We start from the raw sequence: 21,734 nt of genomic DNA, 5'->3' as shown, positions 1-21,734 counted from the left end.
GCTGATGATGATGAAATCATGGTTCTTGTTGCTACTGTTGGGTATTACCAATACCGTTGTTGCACAATCTGTTTCATTGCAACAGCTGCTATGTGAATACCAGCACAATCCCATTGGTATCGATGCCACACGCCCCGCTCTCAGCTGGCAACTGCAAAGCAAAGGAACCAACATCCGGCAAACTGCTTACCGCATATTGGTGGCCGACAATCCCGCTGCGCTGGAGAAAAACCGCGGGCGTACCTGGGATTCAAAAAAAGTATTGTCGGACCAGTCGGTGCAGGTGCTTTACAATGGCAAGCCACTCTTGCCCGCCACCACCTACTACTGGAAAGTAATGGTATGGGATCAGCAGGGAAAACCTTCCGCGTGGAGTGAAACGGCACAGTGGCATACGGGGCTGTTTTCTCCGCGCGACTGGCAACAAGCGCAATGGATTGGCTATGAGAAAATGCCGGATACGGCACGCATTGTTCCTGCCATCACCAACGACAGCGACAAAAAATACCGTAACCGGAAAGATATACTGCCCCTGCTGCGAAAAGAATTTAATATCGCCAAACCGCTGCAAAGGGCCACTGTTTATATCAGCGGACTGGGTCAGTTTGATCTTCATCTCAACGGGAAAAAAACAGGCGATCATTTCCTCGATCCCGGCTGGACAAAATATGATCAGCATGCCCTCTATGTTACCTTTGATGTAACGTCGCAGTTACACACCGGTACCAATGCACTTGGTGTGATGCTGGGCAACGGCTTCTTTTATGTGCCCGGAGAAAGGTACCGTAAACTCACCGGCGCCTTTGGTTATCCACAGCTCATTTGCCGGCTGCATCTGCAATACAGCGATGGCACCACCGAAAATATTATCAGCGATACCAGTTGGAAAGCGGCCCCCGGCCCCGTTACTTTTTCCAGCATCTACGGCGGGGAAGATTACAATGCTACCCTGGAACAACCAGGATGGGACACGCCTTCCTTTGATGATGCCTCCTGGCAACCCGCAGTAGCTGTACCCGGCCCGCCGCAACTGGATGCGCAAACCGCAGCGCCGCTGAAAATATTCGACCGCTTTACGCCGCTTAAAGTAACACAAACCGGTACTAACATCTGGGTATACGATATGGGGCAAAATGCGTCTGCTATTCCTGCCATCTCCCTGAAAGGGAAAAAAGGAATGGTGGTACGTATTACGCCGGCGGAACTGATCACCGATAAAGGCCTGGCAGATCAATCTGCCGTAGGCAGCCCGGTGTTTTTTAATTATACTTTAAAGGGACAGAATATGGAATCCTGGCAGCCGCAGTTTATGTACTATGGCTTCCGGTATATACAAATTGATGGCGCGGTGCCCGCCGGCAGCAGCAATCCTTCGGGGTTGCCGGAAATACAAGCGCTGTATAGCCTGCATACCCGCAATGCAGCCGCTACCATCGGGCAGTTTACCTGCTCCAATCAATTGTTCAATCAAACTTTTAAGCTGATCGACTGGGCCATCCGCAGTAACACGGCGAGCGTATTTACCGATTGCCCGCACCGCGAAAAACTGGGATGGCTGGAAGAAGCGCACCTGGTGGGCAGCTCTATCCGTTACAATTACGACATTGCCGCACTTTGCAGGAAAGTAGTGCGCGACATGATCCATGCGCAAACCGCAGATGGCCTGATCCCCGACATTGCGCCGGAGTATGTACATTTCGATGACGGTTTCCGCGACTCGCCGGAATGGGGTAGCAACGGCATTATCCTGCCCTGGTACATGTACCAGTGGTACGGCGATAAATCTGTACTGGAAGAAAGTTACCCGATGATGACCCGTTACGTAAACTATCTTTCGCAAAAATCAAATCATCATATTCTTTCCCACGGCCTGGGCGATTGGTACGACATTGGTCCGAAATTCCCCGGCGAATCGCAGCTCACCCCGAAGGGTATAACGGCTACGGCTATATACTATTATGATCTCAGCATCCTGTCGAAAGTAGCCACGGTATTGGGGAAAAAGGAGGATGCACAAAAATACCTGTCGCAAAGTGAAACAGTGAAGCAAGCTTATAACCGCGCCTTCTTCAACGATAGTACCAAACAATATGCTACGGGTAGTCAAACCGCCAACGCCATGTCGGTATACATGCAGCTGGCAGATCCGCGTTACAAAACCGATATCGTGGAAAATATTGTGGCAGATATCCGTCAGCATAACAACAGTCTCACTGCCGGCGATATCGGTTACCGTTACCTGCTTCGCGTACTGGACGACGAAGGCCGTTCGGATGTAATCTTTGATATGAACAGTCGCAGCGATGTTCCCGGCTATGGCCTGCAACTGGCCAAAGGCGCTACTGCACTCACCGAATCCTGGCAGGGCTACCGCGATGCATCCAATAATCACTTTATGCTGGGCCACCTGATGGAATGGTTTTACAGCGGTCTTGCCGGTATACGACCAGCGCCCGGCAGTATTGCCTTCCGCGATATCGTGATCCGGCCGGAACCTGTTGGCGATGTTACCGCCGCCAAAGCCAGCTATCTTTCCCCCTATGGTGAAATTGTGAGCGACTGGAAGAAAGAAGACAACACGTTTACACTGCGGGTACATATACCTGCCAACACTCATGCTACTATTTATCTTCCTGCGGAATCCACTTCAGATGTTACCGTAAATGGAGTAGCAGTGGCCATAGAAAAGGGATATAAAGAGGGCCGGTATGTTATGGAAACCGGTTCCGGTGAGTATCTGCTGCATGTGGTGAACCGGCGGCCGGTAACGTCATCGGCGGGGAGTTATGCGGGGAGGTAAGCTATGGTACCTTCCGCCTGATTGGGGTGTATTATTATTTGCACGTATGGCGCGCGGCAAGGATACTAACCCCCAACCAATCGTTATGAATGAAGCACTACTCCATGTAATTCAAAAGGATTTACCGGCATTTCTGCAGCAGCTGAACGAAAAGCATCAGGCACACCGGCCGGTGGGCATGCTGGAAAAAACGGATATCGCTTACCTTGAAACATTGCAAGGTAACAGGCGGCAACAGCAGGAACAAATTTCTTTATACCTGATACTGGCATATAGCAATTATGCGATAGATGAGCTACGGATGGCCATCCATTATTTTGAACAGGCATTTACCTTGTCCGACGACTATTTTCCGCAGGGCGCCCTGCTGGCAAAAGCTTACCTGGATGCTTTGCATACCGTGGCCGCACAAGCGGGCGATCTTTCTTTGCTGAGTAACGGTTTGGAGTGGGCCGAGAAATTTGAGTTCATCAAATTTAATACACACAAAGAGCTGGCAGCTATCTACTACCAGGTAAAAGATTATCATACTGCTGCCGCTCTCTGGAAGCAGCACCTGCAAAATGTTCCCGACTGCGTAACCACCAGCCAGCTGCTGATTAAAACATTGTCGGATCAGCATCGTTATGAAGCGGCTATTGCCGTGTTTAAACATGCGCCGGCGTCTGTGCAGCAGGTATCTTTCTTACAACTGCTGGTGGGTCATTGTTACAAAGAAACCGGGGAATATGCGGAGGCAGAAAAGCTGTATAAAGCCGCTATGTCCGCTCCCTACAATGATCAGTGCCTGCCTATGTGTGCCCTGGCGGAGCTGTATGCGGAAAGTCTTACGGATTACCGGCTGGCCCATACCTGGTATCAGCAGGCCGTAGATCAGAAGGGGAGTAGCTACGATTTGCTGTATGCAAAAATTTCCTACCTGCGTTTCCTGGTAGATCAGGGCGAAACATCCACCGCACTTTCCCTGCTGTTGTTTATGGAACAGCAACTCAATTCCAACTATCTCCGCTTGTCGCCCCGCGATTTGAACCGGGTAGCCCGTTGCCTGTATAAACTGAATACGCGGTTAGATCAGGCTACGAAGTTCTCCCGTCGTGCGGTAGAACTGGAGCCGCATGTAACAGATTACGTACACACCTTGGTGGCTATATTGATCCGCATCAGGGAATGGGATGAAGTAACGCCGCATGTACGTCACTGGCTGAAGTTCTCCGACGATGAAATGGTGAAAGCTTCCTGGAGCGATTACAGCCTGCTGTTCCAGGATACTATTATGCAGGGCCAACAGGCCACTATGGAAGCGTTGTTATATGATAAAACGTCTGATTGCTGGCGCGCCATCCGGTGCGCGTTGTACAAAACATCGGAGGATGGGGAAACGGCGATTATCCCCAATGATATTTATCCTGTTGCGGATCAACTATACAAACAATTTATTTTCAGGGATATGCCGCGCATATTCCCAGAGTAGGGAGGGGGAAAAGCCCGGTAAAGTTTTTTTACCGGGCCATTTTTTATGACAGGAACAAATCCCGCTGCAGTTTGCCGCCCGGCACCACTGCATATTTATCAAAGTTGGTGATACCAGCCGCTTTCAACACCTCTTCATCAATCAGTGTATTTCCCGAGTACGACGCGGGTTGTTGCAGGATATATTCCACTGCGTCGGCAATAATTTCCGGTGTACGGCTTTTGTTGATCAGCGAATCGCCTCCCAGCAGGTTTTTTACTGCGGCGGTAGCGATAGTTGTTGCCGGCCACAGTGCATTGGAGGCAATGTTGTATTTCTCCAGCTCATTTGCCCAGCCCATTGCCAGCATGCTCATATTGTATTTGCTGATGGTATACGCTACGTGTGGTCCAAACCATCTTGGATCGAGGTTTATTGGTGGCGACAGCGTAAGGATATGCGGATTATTTCCTTTTTTCAGATAAGGAAGGCAATGTTGTGTTACGAGAAAGGTACCGCGTACGTTGATATTGTACATCAGGTCGAAACGTTTGGCGGGGGTTTCTTCTGTATTGGTGAGCTGAATGGCGGATGCGTTGTTGATCACTACATCAATCCCGCCAAATTTCTCTACTCCTTGTTGCACGGCGGCGGCTATCTGTGCTTCTTCCCGGATATCTACCTGTACAGCGAGGGCTTTACCACCGGCGGCTTCTACTTCTGCGGCGGCGGAGTAAATGGTTCCTCCCAGTCTTGGATCTTCTTCCACGCTTTTGGCGGCAATGATGATATTGGCTCCCCGGCTGGCGAGGCGCAGCGCAATGGCTTTGCCTATGCCACGGCTTGCGCCGGTAATAAAGATGGTACGTTGCTGAAATGACATAACCCTTGCTTTTAGCGGTGAGAAAGAAAAAGGAATTTAAGGAATCTTTCTCTGACGGCAAAAAGCAAGGGCTATTTTGAGGGACAAGTGAATGGCCGGATCAGGATTGATCCGGCATATTAACAACCTAAAAAATCAAAATGGGGATATTCAATCTCTTCATTGACTATTTCGAATGATAGCGATGGAACAGTTGAAATAGGATTCAAACAGGGTAGTGAATTCGTTTACATTGTTCATTGCTATGGAAGTACAAACTTTTTCAAGGGATTCTGCAGATGTAGTTACGGTGCCATATGCCTGGATCATCTGGCGTTGGAAGTGAAAGTGCTCCGGCGTCATAAAAAAGCTATCTATAAAGGCTTCTCTTAACTCCTGGGTGCCGAGGTCCAGCAGCACTGCCATTTTTGCCATCGAAAACTTTTCGTTGGTAACGTTAATAAGGTATTTGATGGAGGCTTCTAGTTTTTCGGATACATATAACGGGAACACCCGCATGGGCTCGTCCTCCAGTTTATCCTGCGCCGCAAAATTGAAGTACAGCTCCAGGCAACACCTGTGCATAAATACTTCTGCCTGTTTACCTACAAACTTGCAGTTGCAGATCGCATCAATAAGATCTGTACACGCCAGGTTGATGTGATACGGCTCTGCGTTAACAGGCGCACTTCCTTTCTGGCCTGTTTTCTTCACTATTGCTGCCAGTTCAGGGTATTCCAGTGCCAGTTCCGCCAGGTCTTCCGGTGTGATATTGATATGGAAGCTGAACATATTATCCCACGGTTTCATGGGTGCTTTATGTGCACTGGGTTCCAGTTTGAACAGGGTCATTTCCCTTTTGGCCATCATATACGGTCCATTATCTGTAATCTCCGCTACCACTTCGCCACCAGCCATAAAATGCAGGGCCAACAGCTCAATCTTTGTATAAGGGATCAGCATAATGGCGTGCTCCTTATTATATACTTCATGTGTACGGAGTGTGAACCTGCCAAATTTGATGGTTTGACTGATGATATCCACATAGTCATCGCTTCTGAAAGAGATTTTTGCTGCCGGCATAGCCAGGTGCTGGTATTCCGGGGGTAAACTGTCAATAGAGATGAAATCCTGGTCATCTTCATCGATTCTTAAAGGTATACGGGGTAAGTTGCTGGGCGCTTTCATAACATTATTTTTTTTGAAAGTGGTAGTAAAAATGTCTGTTATTGTTTTGCCTGCTGACCGGGCTGACTGAAGTGTTTTTATAGGATAGCAACAAACTATTTCAATCTGGCCTATTCAGTTTTGTATCTTAAAATTTTGCTTTTGTCTTTTTTTAAGGTTAATCATATATAGTACACATGCAAATTTGCCTACGTACTATTGATATGAAAAAATAATTTATTTGACATTTTGAGTGTGATTTTAAGAAAAAATGGGTCACCAATAGGAATATTAGCGACCGACACATGAGTGCGTAAGGGGTGTAAACCATCCACCCACTTACACCGCGTAGAGTTTAATTATTTTGTGGCCAGGTAGGGAGGCCGGCTTTCATTTTTTGAAGGGCGTCTGTGTAGAGTTTCTCGTCAGGGGCGCCTTTTTTCAGTTTGACAGCTTTTTCTTCCCATGGAATGGCTTCACTTGTTTTGTTTAATTTATGGAGTAAATGTGCGTATGTATCGTAGGATTCTGGCGATTGATCCCATTTTTCAATTGCATATTTCATTACACCAAGTGCGAATTCCAATATTTTAGGGTCATTTTCGTTCTCGTATATAAACCAGGTCATATTGTTGATAAGGTATTCCGGCCGTTTCAATGCTCTTTCAAAATAAAGGACGTAGTATTTTGAGTACTTTTCCCAATCTCTGGGGTTGGCGTCAAAACCATAGTATATCATTCGTTTACCAAATACTAATTCTTCTCCAATAGCCCCGTATTTAGTTACTACTTTATTCTGTATAGCATCCCAATCCGGATTTGACCTATAAGGAGTTATTTCTTCGGCATCAATTATTGCCTTCACTTTGCTGACTGATGCGTTTTCCCAAAGTACTGAATCTACCTTTTGTGATTGTGTCCAGAAAATTTCAAATCCTCTATCTTTACTTCTTTTGGTTATTTTCCAAATAAAGGATAGATTCTCTTTTGAGAAAGGATTGGATAGTATATCAATGTAACTATTCCCTATTATAGTTGTGTTGACCAGATCCTTTTTGCGTATCGACATTAATGTAAGTCTCCTTAGGAAAGTAGAATCACGTTTCCCTTGTTGATATTCATTAATGTAATCTTGATATCGATCATCATTATCATTGGTATTTATATTCGCCGCAATGATGAAATTAGTATCAAGAGTAAATCCACTAGTTTGGGGAACGAATTGTTGATGTATCGTTCTTAATTCTGTTACAGGAATCTTTATTATTTCACGATCGTAAGTGAGCAATCCATTTTCCTCCCCTTCTACATCAAAGGGTTGTGTATATATAGATGCACTCAGTCCCTCAAGTTCCATTTTTTTCAATTCCTGCATAATGTTTACATACTGCTTTTTAAATTCTGCCGGAGAAACTTTCATATATCCCCAACCCTGCATATCATCCCATTCGTGAGATGGTACTGAAACTCCAATGCCTCCAAATTCACCTATGACCTTCGCTTTATTGGGTAAAGAGGGAACATTTATTGGGTTGGGATAGGAATGCACATCTGTCATATCACTTCCAACCCACGGGTTGGATGCCGGTTCACGTAATTGGTTATCCACATATAGTAGTTCTCCCGAATGTCCATTGACTATTCGACTTGGATCATACTTTTTTACCCAATTTGTTAATCTTTCCTGATCATATGCTCCCCAACGTTCATTGAAGAGAACCCATGTTATAATACTTGGATGATTATGTAGCTGTTCCAATGTTTCTTGAACTTCGTTTTCGAAAATTGATCGAGAGCCTTCAGGGAGCCCATGCGGCGGATTTACAAAATCCTGCCATACTAATACTCCAATTTTATCAGCATGATAATACCACCTTTCAGATTCTATCTTTATATGTTTACGAATAGTATTGAATCCCAATGACTTTATTGTTTTGATATCAAAGGACAGTGCCTCATCGGTCGGAGCTGTATAGAGGCCTTCTGGCCAGAAGCCTTGGTCCAAAAGGCCGAGATTATAGGTGTATTTATTATTAAGGAAAATACGATCTGCACCTTTTTCATCTTTCTGTATATTTACTTTACGCATGCCAAAATAGCTTTTTACTTCGTCCAACGTTTTTTTTCCTTCTAATATTCTGATTGAAAGATCATATAAAAACGGATCATCAGGAGACCATAATCTAGCATTGGGTATACTAATGGAATTGTTTTTATTTTTTGTGGTAATGCGGACTCTATTAGTGCTAATTGCTTTTCCATTTGTAGATACAATAATCTCAAGGCTTGTATTTTCCAGTTTCCCGATTATATTGACATCAACATTTAATATTCCTCTATCTATGTCTGGAGTCGTTTTTAATTTACTAATATATGTGCTAGGTACTTTTTCTAGCCAAACTGTTTGCCAGATTCCACTAGATGAGGTATAGTAAATATTCTCGGGATTAAGCACCTGTTTACCATGAGGATTTGGTCCTTTGTCACTTGGGTCGTAAACCTTTATTAGAATTTCGTTATCACCTAATTTTAGATAATCCGTGACGTCAAACGAGAAACTTAGGTATCCACCACTGTGCACTCCCACGTATTTATTATTAACAAAAACAGTAGCTTGCCAATCGACCGCTCCAAAATTTAAAAGTATACGTTCCTTACTATTTGTTTTAGGTCTTTGAAACTTCTTTCTGTACCATAAGAAATTATCTGGCATCAATTTTTTCTGTACTCCTGAAAGGGCAGATTCGATTGGATAAGGCACCAATATTTTGCCTTCAAATTTGGCAGGAGATGTTGCATTGGAATCCGTAATACAATATTCCCATAAACCATTAAGTGAGATCCAATTTTTTCGTTGTAATTGAGGGCGCGGGTACTCGTTTAACACATTCTTTACGTTGACCTCTTTGGCCCATCTTGATTGCATTTGTATAGGAGATATCTGATAGCTGTCAGACGGGCTTTCTTTATGCTGCCCATAACAGTTTATTACTACAAAAGCTAGTATTCCCAATACTACAATTTTTTTTCTCATTAGGTGTTGTTTATTCAAGGTTTATTTTAAATATTAATGGATTGTTTGATCATTTACTGTTAATAGCCAGGGTTTTGATATAAATTTGAGTTTGAAACAATATCATATGAAGGAACTGGGAATAATTTCCAGTTTGCATTCCAGATCCCTCCTTTCTTTGGGGTCACTTGACTCATAATATCATCAACGGTGTTGGTTCTTTTTAAATCTAGCCATCTATGCCCCCATTCTGTAAATAATTCAACCTGCCTCTCATGATAAATGGCTGTGAGCAATAGTTTTTTTTCAGTTATATTTAATTTTTCTAATCCGGCCCTAACCCTAATGACATTAAGATCATCTCTTGATCCGTTCGGATTATCTTGTTGTGCTCTAGCTTCTGCTCTGATTAGATATTGTTCTCCCAATCGAAGGATTGTATTATATTCTGTTAGAGGTTCATCTAACTTGCCAGATTTGTATTTATATGCGTAGTAGTAAAGGATTCCGGAAACAGTTACGGTATCTATCCATACTACTTTTCGCTGGTCATTTGTTTCAAAGCTATTTATTAGTTGCAAGCTAATGTACGCTGGTGTAAGGAAAGATGGTCCGGTCGGCGGTATAATATACGTTTTTGCATCTTCTGTATTTGAGCCAATGTTAACAGGTTGCAATTGCCAGATAGCCTCACTGTTGTTCATTAGAAATGATTGGTCCAATGAGTCTAATTTATAAAGATCTGATTTGTTAATAATTTCAGTAGCTTGTTCTTCTGCATTTTTCCAATCTTTGGTATACAGGTAGCTTCTGGCTAAAAGCGCAATAGCAGACCATTTTGTTGGTCTAATACGCTCAGGTGTCTCCCTTATAAGAGTTCCATCAAGGTAGGTGGTAGATAGTAATTCTTTAGCATCTTTTAAGTCTGTAATTATCTGTAACCACGCTTGGTCTATAGAGTTACGGACGAGAACATTATTTACTGTGTAATTTGTAGTTGTTGATATTGGAATTTCGCCATATAGATTAACAAGGTAAAAGAAACAAAACGCTCGGATGAATTTTGCCTCACCTAGTAATTGTTGTTTTACTCGAAGAGTCAGTAGCGTGGAATTATTAAGGCCTTCAATTGAAAGATTTGCAGTATAAAGTATTTTGTAAATTTTTGTCCAAAATTCTGTATATGAGGTGATACTCCTTAGGTTATTTTGATAGTAAGCCTTAAGCCGTAGGTCGGCAGATCCACTATAGAGTGTGAGTTCATCACCGGAAAGCCCAGTTATAAAACCTATTGCAGATAAGTCACTGTTTGTTATACCAGTAGCGCTGATATTTGTGTAGATGCCTGTTAGAACTGCTGAAGCGGTTTGATCATTTGTATAAATATTATTACCATTTATACTTGTTGTTGGTGGGTTAACATCTAATAATTTCTTACAACTTATATGAAATAGAATAAAACTAATTAGTATAAGTTGTGAATATTTAGGTTTTAATATCGATATCTTTTTTATTGCGAATATCATAATTGAACATTTTAATTTGAACTGTTTTAATCAGAGGGTAATCTGAGCCCCTATAACAATTACTCTTAGAGGAGGTAATGACAAACCACTTTCTGGATCCAGGTTTTTACAGTTTGCGATTGTAAAAACGTTTTGAGCATTTACGAAGACTCTTGCATTCTGAGAGTGTAATGTCTTTTTCCATTTATCAGGTAACTGCCATGAAAGGGAGACGTTCTTAAGTCTGATATAGGAGTTGTCTGCGACAATTGCATTGCTATGGAGAAGATTGTCCAGATTTCCAGTGTTCCCAGTGCTGTATGGCTGCAATAATGATTTATCTCCTTTTTTTTGCCAACGATCTATAACAACTGCTGCTTGATTGCCTGCTCCTGAATTAAATTGGCCAGGATACACAAGGCCCCTCAAACTATATGTGACATTGTCTATTGCAGATCTATTTGTAAAAGCGAAGAAAATATCTAACGAAAGCCCCTTGTAGGTAAAAGTATTTTGAAGACCACCGTATAACTTAGGATCGGTATTTAGTGTGACTGTTTTATCTGAAGGATCAGAAGGCGAATATGTGTGGTTTCCTTTTGCGTCAATGAATTCATAAATGCCAGTAGTGTCGTTAAGACCGGAGTAGTTGAAATAGGCTATAGTTGAAACAGGGGTGCCGATATATATATATTGATTCTTATCCTTTCCAAAGTATGACAATAATTGATTTTTCGGAATAGTTAAATTGAAGTTTGTTGACCAATAAAAGTTTCTTTTTTTTATATTGGTACTTGTTAATGTGAATTCCCAGCCAGTGTTCTGAATAGTTGCAGGGAAATTGAGATTGATTCCAGTAAATCCAGTGACTGTAGTCAATCTTGATGATGTTAGCAGATTATTGGAGCGATTATGATTATAGTTTGCTGTGAGAATAATTTTATCGCTTAAAAATCCTAGCTCAATTCCGAGCTGTAGTTTTTTTGTCTCTTCCCATTGCAAATAAGGATTTGTAAGCCGATTCGGAGCAAGTCCAATTATGCCCTGATAGGCGTTTCCCGTAATAAAGATTGGTTGGTAGATATCCATGAATGTATAATCGCCAATTTGATCGTTTCCTGTTGTGCCATAGCTAGCTCTTAATTTTCCGAAACTTAGTATGGGTAAATTGCTTTGAATGAAGGGTTCTTGTGAGAATAGCCAAGCTCCTCCAATTGCCCCAAAATTATGGAATTGATTCTCTGGACCGAATCTGGAGCTTCCATCTCTTCTACCAGTAAGATTCAAGACATATTTATCAAGCCAATTATAGGTGATTCTACCATAGAAAGCGTTGTATTTATATACCGAATTGATGGTTTTGCCTGTGATGCTTGTAGCAGATGCTAAGTCTTCCATAACAAGTTCGTTATTAAATCCACTAGCGGTAATGCTTTGTTGATCGTTGTTTTGTTGGGTTATGGTGCCGCCGAGGAGTAAGTTCAGGTAGCCCTTGCTGATTTTTCGTTTGTATCCTAGCTTGGGTTCTACTATCCATGAAGTGATTCTATTAGTTAGAAAAACTGTTCCGTTTGGGAAAAAAGCCGCGAATTCAGGCGGGTAGATAGAAGCAGGGGACCTTGTTATTTCATTTGTAAAAAGGCTATTGTAGCCAAAGCTGCTTTCGAGAGTTAAATCAGGTATTATTTCATAACTAAGCGTGGTATTGCCCGTTAGATTAGTAGTTTTGTTACTGCTTTTTAGTTCATTGGGGGCGATTGGATTGGTGAAATATGTGCTTGCTCCATTAGCGTCAGGAGCCCAGTTTATGGAGCCATTTGAGTTGTATGGATCTGGTGCGACGGGAGCTAATGTTAGGGCGCTTGTAGTAAGATCTGTTAATGGAAGTTTATTATCATCAAAAAGGAAGAATCCTGTAACCTGAATTCTGAATTTCTGGTTAGCGGAATTGCTATTCAAGTTAATGTGGACAGACCCTTTGGTATCCGAGAAGGCCCCAGGGAACACTGTGGTTTCCTTATGATATCCAGCCCCGAATAGATATTGAGTATAAGCATTTCCACCAGATACACTAAGTTGTGCATCTGTTTGTTGTGCTGTATTTCCTATGAGTTCCTTCTGCCAATTTATATCCCGCGTAGTATCCCATGTACCATTTAAATCCCAGTCAAATTCAGAGATGGTAAGACCGTCATTTTTTAAGGCTTCATGACGCATTTCAAGATATTCTTTTGTATTTAAGAGATTCATTTTGTGCGGCACTTTCGACCAACCGCTTTGGAAAAGGAAATTTACTTTAGTTGGCCCCACTTTCCCCTTTTTTGTGGTAATCAGTACTGCTCCATTAGCTGCTCTTGAGCCATAGATTGCCGTAGCATCTGCATCTTTTAGGACTTCTATGCTTTCGATGTCGGCGGTATTAATATACGCTAGTGGATTTCCATATGTGCCACGTGTTCCTGATGAGCCCCCTATTACATTTGTCGTAGGTAGTAGTTGTGAAATATAAGGGACCCCATCAATTACATAAAATGGATCCCTACCAGCTGATAAACTATTTACACCTTGTATGCGTACGGTAATACCGCCTCCTGGTAGACCATTTGATTGTTCAATAAATACTCCAGGTGCGCGTCCTTGCAATGCCAATAGAGGGTTATTCACGGGCTGTTTTTCAATATCTTTTGCTTTTAAACTACTAACATTACCAGTATTTAATCTCCTTGTTGTGTTTCCATATGCGATTATCACTTTTTCATCTAATACATTGGTATGTGTCTTCAGGAGTATTAGAACGTCTTTTTTATCTGCAATGATTTCCTTCGATTCGAATCCGATTGAACTAATTACTACAATACTGCCTCTCTCTATTTTTGTTAAACGAAAACTTCCATCGGTATTGGAAATAGTTCCGTGGGTGTTATTTTTTAATTTTACAGAAGCGCCTGGTATTGCATTTCCTTCGGTATCTGTTATTTTGCCGATTATTTCATATATATATGAAATTGTATCTTTCGGAAAAGTCGTTTTGTTCTTATAAATCAATATTTTTTTATCGCTTACCTTGAACAATAGATTGTTGCTATTGTCGCTTAGAAGGAATTTCATCACCTCATTTATTTCTGCTTGGAAGAAGTTTACTGTTACCCTTTTTTTCTCGTTGAGTTTAGTTTCATCAAAATTATTGGAGACGATAATCCCAGTCTGTTGATGTATTCTTCTGAAGACAATGCTTAATGGGATATTATTGGCTGATATGGTGACTTTAGGTGTTTGGCGGAGTGTACTCCCGAATGAGGGAGATGTGCAGTAAATGTCTGTTACGATCATTATTACCATTAAAGGAAGCCGTGAGGAGCAATATCCAAGTAGCATTTTAATCATATAGAATCAGTTTATCTCCGTTATAGAAGCTGGTGTTTTAACATATATATAATACACATGTTTTATACTAGGGTACCATTTTGCAGTCCCTTTTAATTGGATAATGGCAAAAAAAAACCTGAGTGGTACTCGGAGGTATTTTAATGTGTATTCATATATTGTTTGAATACCAAGTGAGATTTGGTCTCTTTATCTTATTTCTCAAATCAAATGGGGTTTTTCATTTGGTCTTGTAAATATAATTAGTAAAAGACTGTATTTTGGGTACTCTTATCTGCTATTGTATTGCACTGAAAAAGATTTAATTTGAAATCGAGTGGTATGCTTTTGATTTTTAGAATTTTGTATTGAATGTTATCATTGATCTTACGATTAAATTATTATTGATGAGAAATGTAATATTTTTGTTTATTTGGATATGTATTTCGTTGGAAGCTTTCTGTCAGTCCAATTTGCTGGAGATTAAAGATCATCACCCGCTAACCAAGCCGTTGGTTGATTCAACTGCTTATAATAAATGGACATATGTAGATGGGCCTAAAATATCAAATAATGGAAAATATATCTCCTACTATGTCAAAAGTAGACTTAAAGGAAGAGATACGACGGTTTTAAAACAAAGTGAAGGAAACTGGGAAATAAGAGTACCGGGGAGTGTATATGTTCAGTTTACAAATGATAGTAAGATAGCCCTGTTTAGAAATAAGGATACGTTAAACGTAGTAAGGTTGGATAAGAATATTATTCAAAAATTTGCAGGAGTAATTTTTTTTAAGGTTCCTAATAATGGAAGTAGTGAATGGGTTGCATTTACTACTCCGGCTGGAGAGCTAGGAATGAGAAATCTTCGAACTGGAGTAGTCAAAATATATAAGTCAATTAAAAGATATTCATTCAGTGAGAATGGTAAATTTCTGGTGATGGAGGGGGAGCAAATTGTGAATAATGAGTTAATTCAGTCTATAAGCTTACTTGATATCCCCAAAGACGAAGTTAAAGATATATGGAAAGGTATGGGATTAGTTCAGTTATTGTTTGATCAATCTACCACTATGTTTGCATTTCTGCTTTTTGATAAGGCAAAAAATGATAAATCCTTATGGTACTATAAACTAGGAGATTCTAAACCTGTCTTGGCTGTTAATGATTCCTTAATTGGCATAGATAGTAGTATGGTCTTAGATAATATTTCGGAGATAAACAAAAAGGGAGATTGTATTTATTTTACTGTTAAGAAATTAGGGAGGATAATTGATAATGCTAATGGGAGTTCTCCTATAACTATATGGAGTTATTTGGACTCAAAGTTACCTACCGCAGAGATTGTTGATAGCCAGTTTCCAATTTCGTATTCATTTGTATTTATTCTTAAAGATCGTTGCATAGCCCAAATTAGTAAGGATAATGAATTGATATTAAATAGAAGTAACGATGGTTCAAGGTATCTAGTAGAACATACTTCAGGTAATTCAAGTCCGGGAGATCGGCTATGGAGTTCATCGGCTCAGCATTCTTACTTATTGAGATCAATTAGAAACAAAAGAAGAGACGATATAAAGCTTAAAGGATCGGATATAATTGAAGTTTCTCCCTCCGGTAAATATGTGATATATTATGACAAAGACTCAATTGCTTACTTTAGCTTTGATATCACTTCTGGTATTTGCCGAAACATAACGCCACGAATAAAAACCTCTTGGATTGGTTATTATAGGGAAGATCTTTTCCGAGCTCCAAGGGGAATTGCCGGATGGTTGAATAATGATGTGTCCGTATTGATTTATGATCGATTTGATATTTGGATAGTTGATCCATTAGGCAAAAGAAAGCCACGGAATCTTACTAATGGATACGGTTTAAAGCATAATATTGTATTTTATTTGGGGTTGCCAAATCTTTCAAATCGAGCATTTTCTAATCAGGAAACACTCATTTTAAATGCTCTTAATCTAGTTAGCAAAGAGAATGGATTCTTTCAAAAGAGAATAGAGGAAGTCGGCGATCCGCAATTATTGACGATGGATAATTGTATTTATCATCTGATAGATAATCCATATACAGATAATGCAGGTCGTTATCCTGTTAAAGCTAGAGATGAGAATAAATTTATAGTTTCAAGGATGAGAGCGAACGAGTCTCCTAATTTTTTTTTTACTTCTGACTTTATTAAATTTACTCAACAGAGTTACGTATATCCGGAAGCCGAATATAATTGGTATACAACTGAATTGCATAGTTGGAAGAGGGCTGATGGTTCTATTTCACAAGGTGTTCTTTACAAGCCTGAGAATTTTAATGATAAGCATAGCTATCCCGTCATATTTTATTATTATGAGAAAAAGTCATTTGGATTGAACGCGTACATTCTTCCTGAAAGTCTTTCGGGAATGTGTAATTTGAATATTCCTACATTTGTAAGTAATGGTTTTTTAATTTTTACTCCCGATATTGACTATAAGATAGGGGATCCAATGCAAAGTACATATGATGCGGTGCTTTCATCAGCTAATTACATTTCTAGATTGCCTTATATTGATAGTCAACGTATGGGAATAGGAGGATGCAGTTTTGGAGGCTTGCAAACTAATTATTTAGTTACTCACACAAATTTATTTGCAGCTGCGTACTCGTCGTCTTCAATTTCTGATCTCATCAGTGCCTACGGAGACGTACCAGCCAGGTATACAAGTTTGAATAGTTATTTTGAGATTGGTCAAGGAAGAATGGGTGGCACATTATGGGAAAAAACGGAATCATATATTAAGAATTCTCCCATTTTTAGAGCTGACAAGGTGACTACACCATTGTTATTAATGCATACTACGAATGACGGTATTTGTTCTTTTTCTCAGGCATTAGAGCTATTTACGGCACTGCGGCGATTAGGGAAGAAAGTATGGTTGTTAGAATACTCTGACGGTAATCATGGAATAGGCGGTAAATCTGCGGACGATTTTAGTATTAGATTATTTCAGTTTTTTAATCATTATTTAAAAGGAACTCCTGCACCTGTTTGGATGACCAAAGGAATTTCAGAGGAGAGGGATAGTGGATATAAGCTGGATTATAAGATTAAATCTCCAGGGAAAGGATTATTGATTGATTCAATATTTCGGTAGATAAGAAGCATTCAAGTGAGAGAATGGGTGGCTATGTTTCGAAGCAATTTCTGATGCAACCGCAATAAAGGTGTAAGTGTCGAAATCAGGATTCAATTTAAGTTTTTGTCCCTTTTTTCAAAAATGGTTAGGAGGTGTTTTGGTATCATGCCTTTATTTTCCAGTGCGCATCGCCTATATTGTGAAATATCTCTTAATACCAAGTAAACGGATTTTAGTATAGAGTCGTCATTTTGAAAGAAAGATTTGTTTTTAGGATGTTTCGTGTTGTTCGTTGACGTGATTAAAATATTCTCCAGGCTGCGGACCTTCATATCAGTTGAGACAGTCATCTAGGAAGCAGCTGACTCATTTTGTTTAACTGCATCTGACGCGGAGTACTATTAAGTTGATGGCAAACTTGATTTGTCAATGCTAAGAATTCTTATCATTTAGTAAACAGCATATTAGCTAAGACATATGAAATCGGATCGCTTTATGAATTTCGATTTTATATGTTTATACAGTTTGATGAAATCGTAAACGCATATCAGTTATCTGCGATAATTTAGTATTATTTTGTTGAGAATAAATAGGCTGAAGGGTTTGTTTATCATCATCAGATAGCCAATAATTGGAATCTGAGCAGATTTAGAATGTGCTTTGAGGTTGAAATTGATTGAGTTCATTATTTTCTGTATTTATTTACATAGATGTTGTTACTCTTGCGGTACACGTATTTGTTTGTTCAGTGAATGCGGATGAGTAAAGTGTTGTTATGAACCCACCCACAGGGACAGCCGTTAGCCTCAAGGCAATACTTAATACACAGCCTTGTAGTTCTTCTCCAGCTCTAATAGTTGTGCCGAATGAATAGAAGATATTATACGTTCTAGACGCTTTAAATGCGAGTGATCCACCGATAGTGCCTAAAACAACAATAACGGTCAGTATGATTTTAGCCTTTTTCATAAAATTTTATTTTTTGTAATTTAGGTTGAATATTAAGTAATATTGTTTACCATTTTGAAAGTGGAAGTGATACTTTGTTAGTAATTGCTTATAGCTTAATACTTACTTATATGTCCTGTATAGTATGGACAATTATTGGTAGCTATGTATTAGATATTGTTTAGTTATAAACAACAATATTAGCATTTACTAAATCCCCAGTAAGCTAGAAGAGTTTCTTCCAATCAGTATTTTTTATTTACAAAGAATCATCTAATTACGCCCATTTGTGACTTGAAGCACGAGGAATGTATTTGAAAGATGTAATAATAGATTAGTGAGTCTGTTTAGATGAGACTATTTAGCCAGTCTTGTTTATTATCAGGTTTTAGGTTTCTATGAATAATCGGAAAATTGTTTTTGAATGAAGCTTTGATTGTGCATTCCGAGATGCATCGTATTCTGACTCTATTTATTAATTGAATTTACGAATGCTCCCTGCAGTTTACACGCAGAATACTGGTTAATTCGAATTTAATAAGCATTATGAATAAGCGATTTATCTTTTGCCTAGGAAAAAGGAGAAGCCAATTATAAAGAAACGTTGTAAGGAGTTTGTCTTAATGTCTTCTATATAGTTATCTTGTATGATACGGGTTGTGTTGATATTTTGCCTCAATAGATCAAATCCTTGTAACTTGATACTTGCTTGCTGATGAGAGAACAAGGATTTGGAAATAGATGCGTGAAGCATGAAAGGATTTGAGTTATAGCCTTCCATTCTTCCTGTAGCCCATAGGTAGTTGATATTGGTTGAAATGGTTATGCCATATGGAAGATTAATATCTCCTGTGAAAAAAATGGAGCCGTTAAAATACCGAAAACTGCTAATTTGTTCACTAGAGTAGCTTACTTTGTTGTAATTCAGACTGCTTGAAAAAGTATATTTGAATAGCTCTTTGTATTCATAATGAAATCCAATTGATTGATTCAGTGAGAAGTCTTTATGGAATGTTTTCGTTCCGTTTGTATAATTCATAGAACGGCTTATAATCCCTCTTGTATTAAAATTGAGTGAATTTTGTCTTTGTTTTAGAGGGATTACATTATCTATGCTAATATTAAAGATATAGCTTCCATTCATATTTATGGGTTGTTCCGTTTCCCTCCCAAAAGAGTCGTACCATGAAGCATTTATAATCTGATCGCGTAGAATTCTACCATTAAAGCTAAGAGAAAAACTTCGAAGAGATGAAATGTTAAATACATTATATGATAGATCTATATTGTGTGTACGTGTTGGATTTAGAGATTGGTTGCCTATTTTTGAATGTAATGGATTAGTGTTATCTCGAATAGGTTGTAATTGAGAAATTTGGGGAAAATCTTGGTTCTTCCGATAAGAAAAGCGTAATCGTTTATTTCCGTCCAAAAGATAGCTTAAGCTAGCTTCTGGCAGTAAAGTATTTGACTGAGTTGTGTAATAGTTGTTTAACGTAACATCGCTATTTTTCATGATAAATAGCAGAGAGGCCAAAGAAATGGAATAGTCAAATTTTTCTTTTTGATGTATCCAACTTAGTTTTGCATAATGTTGAGTTGGAGTGTTCTTAAATCTATTGCTCAAGCTATCGTTTGGAATATCATATGATCCACTTGCTTTATTAAAGTTAAATATACCTATATTGGAGGTGTTGTAAGCATAATCCTCCACGAATGACAATTCTAAGGATCCGTTAGTTGTGATTGGCTCAGTATAGTTTATCATGGAAAAAAAATGCTGGTTATCAATGTTTCTTACGGCATTCTGATTGACGGTATCAGATACGATTTCCGAATTACTAGGAAAATACATATTGTTTGACATATTAACCCCATTGTCCCCACCAGAACCCTTGCTATACGCGATTGTAATGCTCAATAGTCTATTTTTTTTTTTGAACTTTTTATCATATCTCAAGCTACTTGACATATTTAAGGATTGAGTTTTGTCTCTATTGTTTATTTCACCAGTATTTATTTTCCGAGAATGCTCTCCACTTGACTCGTAATTATTTGAGAATTGATTGCCTGCTTGTGTGAAAGATATCTGTTGAGAAGCGGTAATGCTTTGTAGAGAATCAATTTTATAGTCAATTTGAAAAGATCCGTCATGACTAGAGTTGGTGGTTTGATTATTTGTTTGCTGGTTATAGAGAAGACTCGAGTCGTTAATAATTGTATTCCTTATACTTGAGCGTCGCTCTATACCTTTATTGTTGCTTACTAGATAGTTTATACCAATTATTACTTTTTCACTTATTTCATTGCTATAACTTCCTCCTCCATTATAGTTTCGTTGAATCCCCCTACTTCCCAGGTTTTTAGTGTCAAATACTCCATTGACATTGTTTCCGTCCCCTAATAACATTAACTGTTGATTTTTATTAAATCGGCTTAGATTGATTTTGTTTACAAATCTGTCAGAAGTTCCATAAGAAGTAGTTAGTTCTCCGGATAATAAATTGTACTTGCTTTTCTTGATTGTTATATTGATGATATTTTCTGCCTGATTATCGTTTATTCCGTGTTTTTTTTCTTGATCGTGAGTGCTCTCAATTAATTGGACTTTATCTATTAAATCTGCTTGTAAGTTTTTGCTAATTGTGTTGGGGCTACCACCGCTGAAAAGTTGACGTCCATCTATCATTATGTTCTGTATGATTTTTCCATTTGCACGGATGGTGCCATCATTGTCGATCTGAATACCTGGTATTTTTTTTAATAAATCTTCAACTACGGCGTTGACCTTTGTTTTAAAAAAGCTGGCATTAAATTCAATAGTGTCCTTTGTAAATCTAATTGGTACTTTTGTTTGAATAACCTCTACTTCTGCTAGAGTAAGACCAGTGCTTTTTATTTCAATTGATCCTAAGTTAATAATGATATTTCCAGGTGGTACTCTTATTGGATATACCAGTGATTGATAACCAAGGAAAGTAATATTTAAGAAGTAATTGTCGGTTGGAAGGCTGTCCAAAAGGAAAAGCCCATTTTTGTTACTAAATGTCAGGATTTTTTGGGTAGAATCCTTTGCGAGTAAGCAGTTTATTGTAGCTCCCTGTAATGGTTGACGTGTTGCAGCATCAATTATCTGCCCATTAATGTTAACTCTATTAGATGTCTGAGCTAATGCCTCTAAGGCTAACAAAATTGCAAGTAATGAAATTGTTAACTGCTTCATATAGCAAATGTCGATAGCTTGTAAATTCAACCTTTTAAATGCATTCAAATAGCAGTGAATGATTTCATTTGTTATGTCCAATAGTTTTTTTAAAAAAAGAACCACGCTGTGTGGAGATTGCAGTAAGGAAATTTAATTTTGATCTAACGAGTGAGTTGGACCATTAATATATACACTCGTCTAATGGTGATTTAATTCACTTGCTATTGTATGTCCGCATAGAATAGATTGAGAACCCTCAAAATCTCTTAAACCATGTCAACATCAATTCCGCATGAAGG

10 protein-coding genes are annotated in these 21,734 nt (G+C 39.3%); 3 read left to right on the top strand and 7 right to left on the bottom strand.

Annotated elements, in window-relative coordinates; all coding sequences use genetic code 11:
• Positions 1-10 precede the first annotated feature (10 nt).
• Positions 11-2,800, top strand: a complete 2,790-nt coding sequence (locus V7S65_RS12165) for a family 78 glycoside hydrolase catalytic domain (RefSeq protein ID WP_336386943.1) — start codon at positions 11-13, stop codon at positions 2,798-2,800.
• Between the two features lie 85 nt (positions 2,801-2,885).
• Positions 2,886-4,271: a tetratricopeptide repeat protein gene (locus V7S65_RS12160; protein ID WP_336386944.1), complete on the top strand. Its 1,386-nt coding sequence runs from the start codon at positions 2,886-2,888 to the stop codon at positions 4,269-4,271.
• Between the two features lie 43 nt (positions 4,272-4,314).
• On the opposite strand, the gene V7S65_RS12155 is transcribed toward V7S65_RS12160, so the two are convergent.
• The 5 genes from V7S65_RS12155 to V7S65_RS12135 form a co-directional block, all read right to left on the bottom strand.
• Positions 4,315-5,133, bottom strand: coding sequence for an SDR family oxidoreductase (locus tag V7S65_RS12155; protein WP_079470143.1), 819 nt, complete (start codon positions 5,131-5,133; stop codon positions 4,315-4,317).
• Positions 5,134-5,292: 159 nt separating this feature from the next.
• Entirely contained in the window at positions 5,293-6,300 is a 1,008-nt protein-coding gene (locus V7S65_RS12150; protein WP_111577510.1) for a hypothetical protein, read from the bottom strand.
• 334 nt (positions 6,301-6,634) lie between these two features.
• A complete protein-coding gene (locus tag V7S65_RS12145; RefSeq protein WP_336386945.1) occupies positions 6,635-9,313 on the bottom strand; it encodes a glycoside hydrolase family 2 protein in 2,679 nt (892 codons plus the stop codon).
• A 59-nt stretch (positions 9,314-9,372) separates the two neighbouring features.
• Positions 9,373-10,818 carry a RagB/SusD family nutrient uptake outer membrane protein gene (locus V7S65_RS12140; RefSeq protein ID WP_336386946.1) on the bottom strand — a complete coding sequence of 482 codons (1,446 nt, stop codon included), beginning with the start codon at positions 10,816-10,818 and terminating at the stop codon, positions 9,373-9,375.
• 30 nt (positions 10,819-10,848) lie between these two features.
• Positions 10,849-14,181 carry a SusC/RagA family TonB-linked outer membrane protein gene (locus V7S65_RS12135; RefSeq protein ID WP_336386947.1) on the bottom strand — a complete coding sequence of 1,111 codons (3,333 nt, stop codon included), beginning with the start codon at positions 14,179-14,181 and terminating at the stop codon, positions 10,849-10,851.
• Positions 14,182-14,567: 386 nt separating this feature from the next.
• On the opposite strand from V7S65_RS12135, the gene V7S65_RS12130 reads away from it, so the two are divergent.
• On the top strand, positions 14,568-17,300 hold the full coding sequence (locus V7S65_RS12130; protein ID WP_336386948.1) for an alpha/beta hydrolase family protein: 2,733 nt from the start codon (positions 14,568-14,570) through the stop codon (positions 17,298-17,300).
• A gap of 684 nt (positions 17,301-17,984) precedes the next feature.
• Here V7S65_RS12130 and V7S65_RS12125 read toward each other — a convergent pair.
• Both V7S65_RS12125 and V7S65_RS12120 read right to left on the bottom strand, forming a co-directional pair.
• Positions 17,985-18,251: a hypothetical protein gene (locus V7S65_RS12125; RefSeq protein ID WP_336386949.1), complete on the bottom strand. Its 267-nt coding sequence runs from the start codon at positions 18,249-18,251 to the stop codon at positions 17,985-17,987.
• Between the two features lie 538 nt (positions 18,252-18,789).
• On the bottom strand, positions 18,790-21,501 hold the full coding sequence (locus V7S65_RS12120) for an outer membrane beta-barrel protein (protein ID WP_336386950.1): 2,712 nt from the start codon (positions 21,499-21,501) through the stop codon (positions 18,790-18,792).
• Positions 21,502-21,734: the final 233 nt, after the last annotated feature.

This window comes from Chitinophaga sp. CCNWYY40, assembly GCF_037483205.1.
Taxonomy (GTDB): domain Bacteria; phylum Bacteroidota; class Bacteroidia; order Chitinophagales; family Chitinophagaceae; genus Chitinophaga; species Chitinophaga ginsengisegetis.
Note: the sequence above shows the minus strand (reverse complement) of the source record. Positions and strands in the feature narration are given on the sequence as shown.

Coding starts and splice junctions, on each gene's coding strand:
- V7S65_RS12165 (WP_336386943.1), top strand. CDS start 11: ATGAAATCATGGTTCTTGTTGCTACTGTTGGGTATTACCAATACCGTT.
- V7S65_RS12160 (WP_336386944.1), top strand. CDS start 2,886: ATGAATGAAGCACTACTCCATGTAATTCAAAAGGATTTACCGGCATTT.
- V7S65_RS12155 (WP_079470143.1), bottom strand. CDS start 5,133: ATGTCATTTCAGCAACGTACCATCTTTATTACCGGCGCAAGCCGTGGC.
- V7S65_RS12150 (WP_111577510.1), bottom strand. CDS start 6,300: ATGAAAGCGCCCAGCAACTTACCCCGTATACCTTTAAGAATCGATGAA.
- V7S65_RS12145 (WP_336386945.1), bottom strand. CDS start 9,313: ATGAGAAAAAAAATTGTAGTATTGGGAATACTAGCTTTTGTAGTAATA.
- V7S65_RS12140 (WP_336386946.1), bottom strand. CDS start 10,818: ATGATATTCGCAATAAAAAAGATATCGATATTAAAACCTAAATATTCA.
- V7S65_RS12135 (WP_336386947.1), bottom strand. CDS start 14,181: ATGATTAAAATGCTACTTGGATATTGCTCCTCACGGCTTCCTTTAATG.
- V7S65_RS12130 (WP_336386948.1), top strand. CDS start 14,568: ATGAGAAATGTAATATTTTTGTTTATTTGGATATGTATTTCGTTGGAA.
- V7S65_RS12125 (WP_336386949.1), bottom strand. CDS start 18,251: ATGAAAAAGGCTAAAATCATACTGACCGTTATTGTTGTTTTAGGCACT.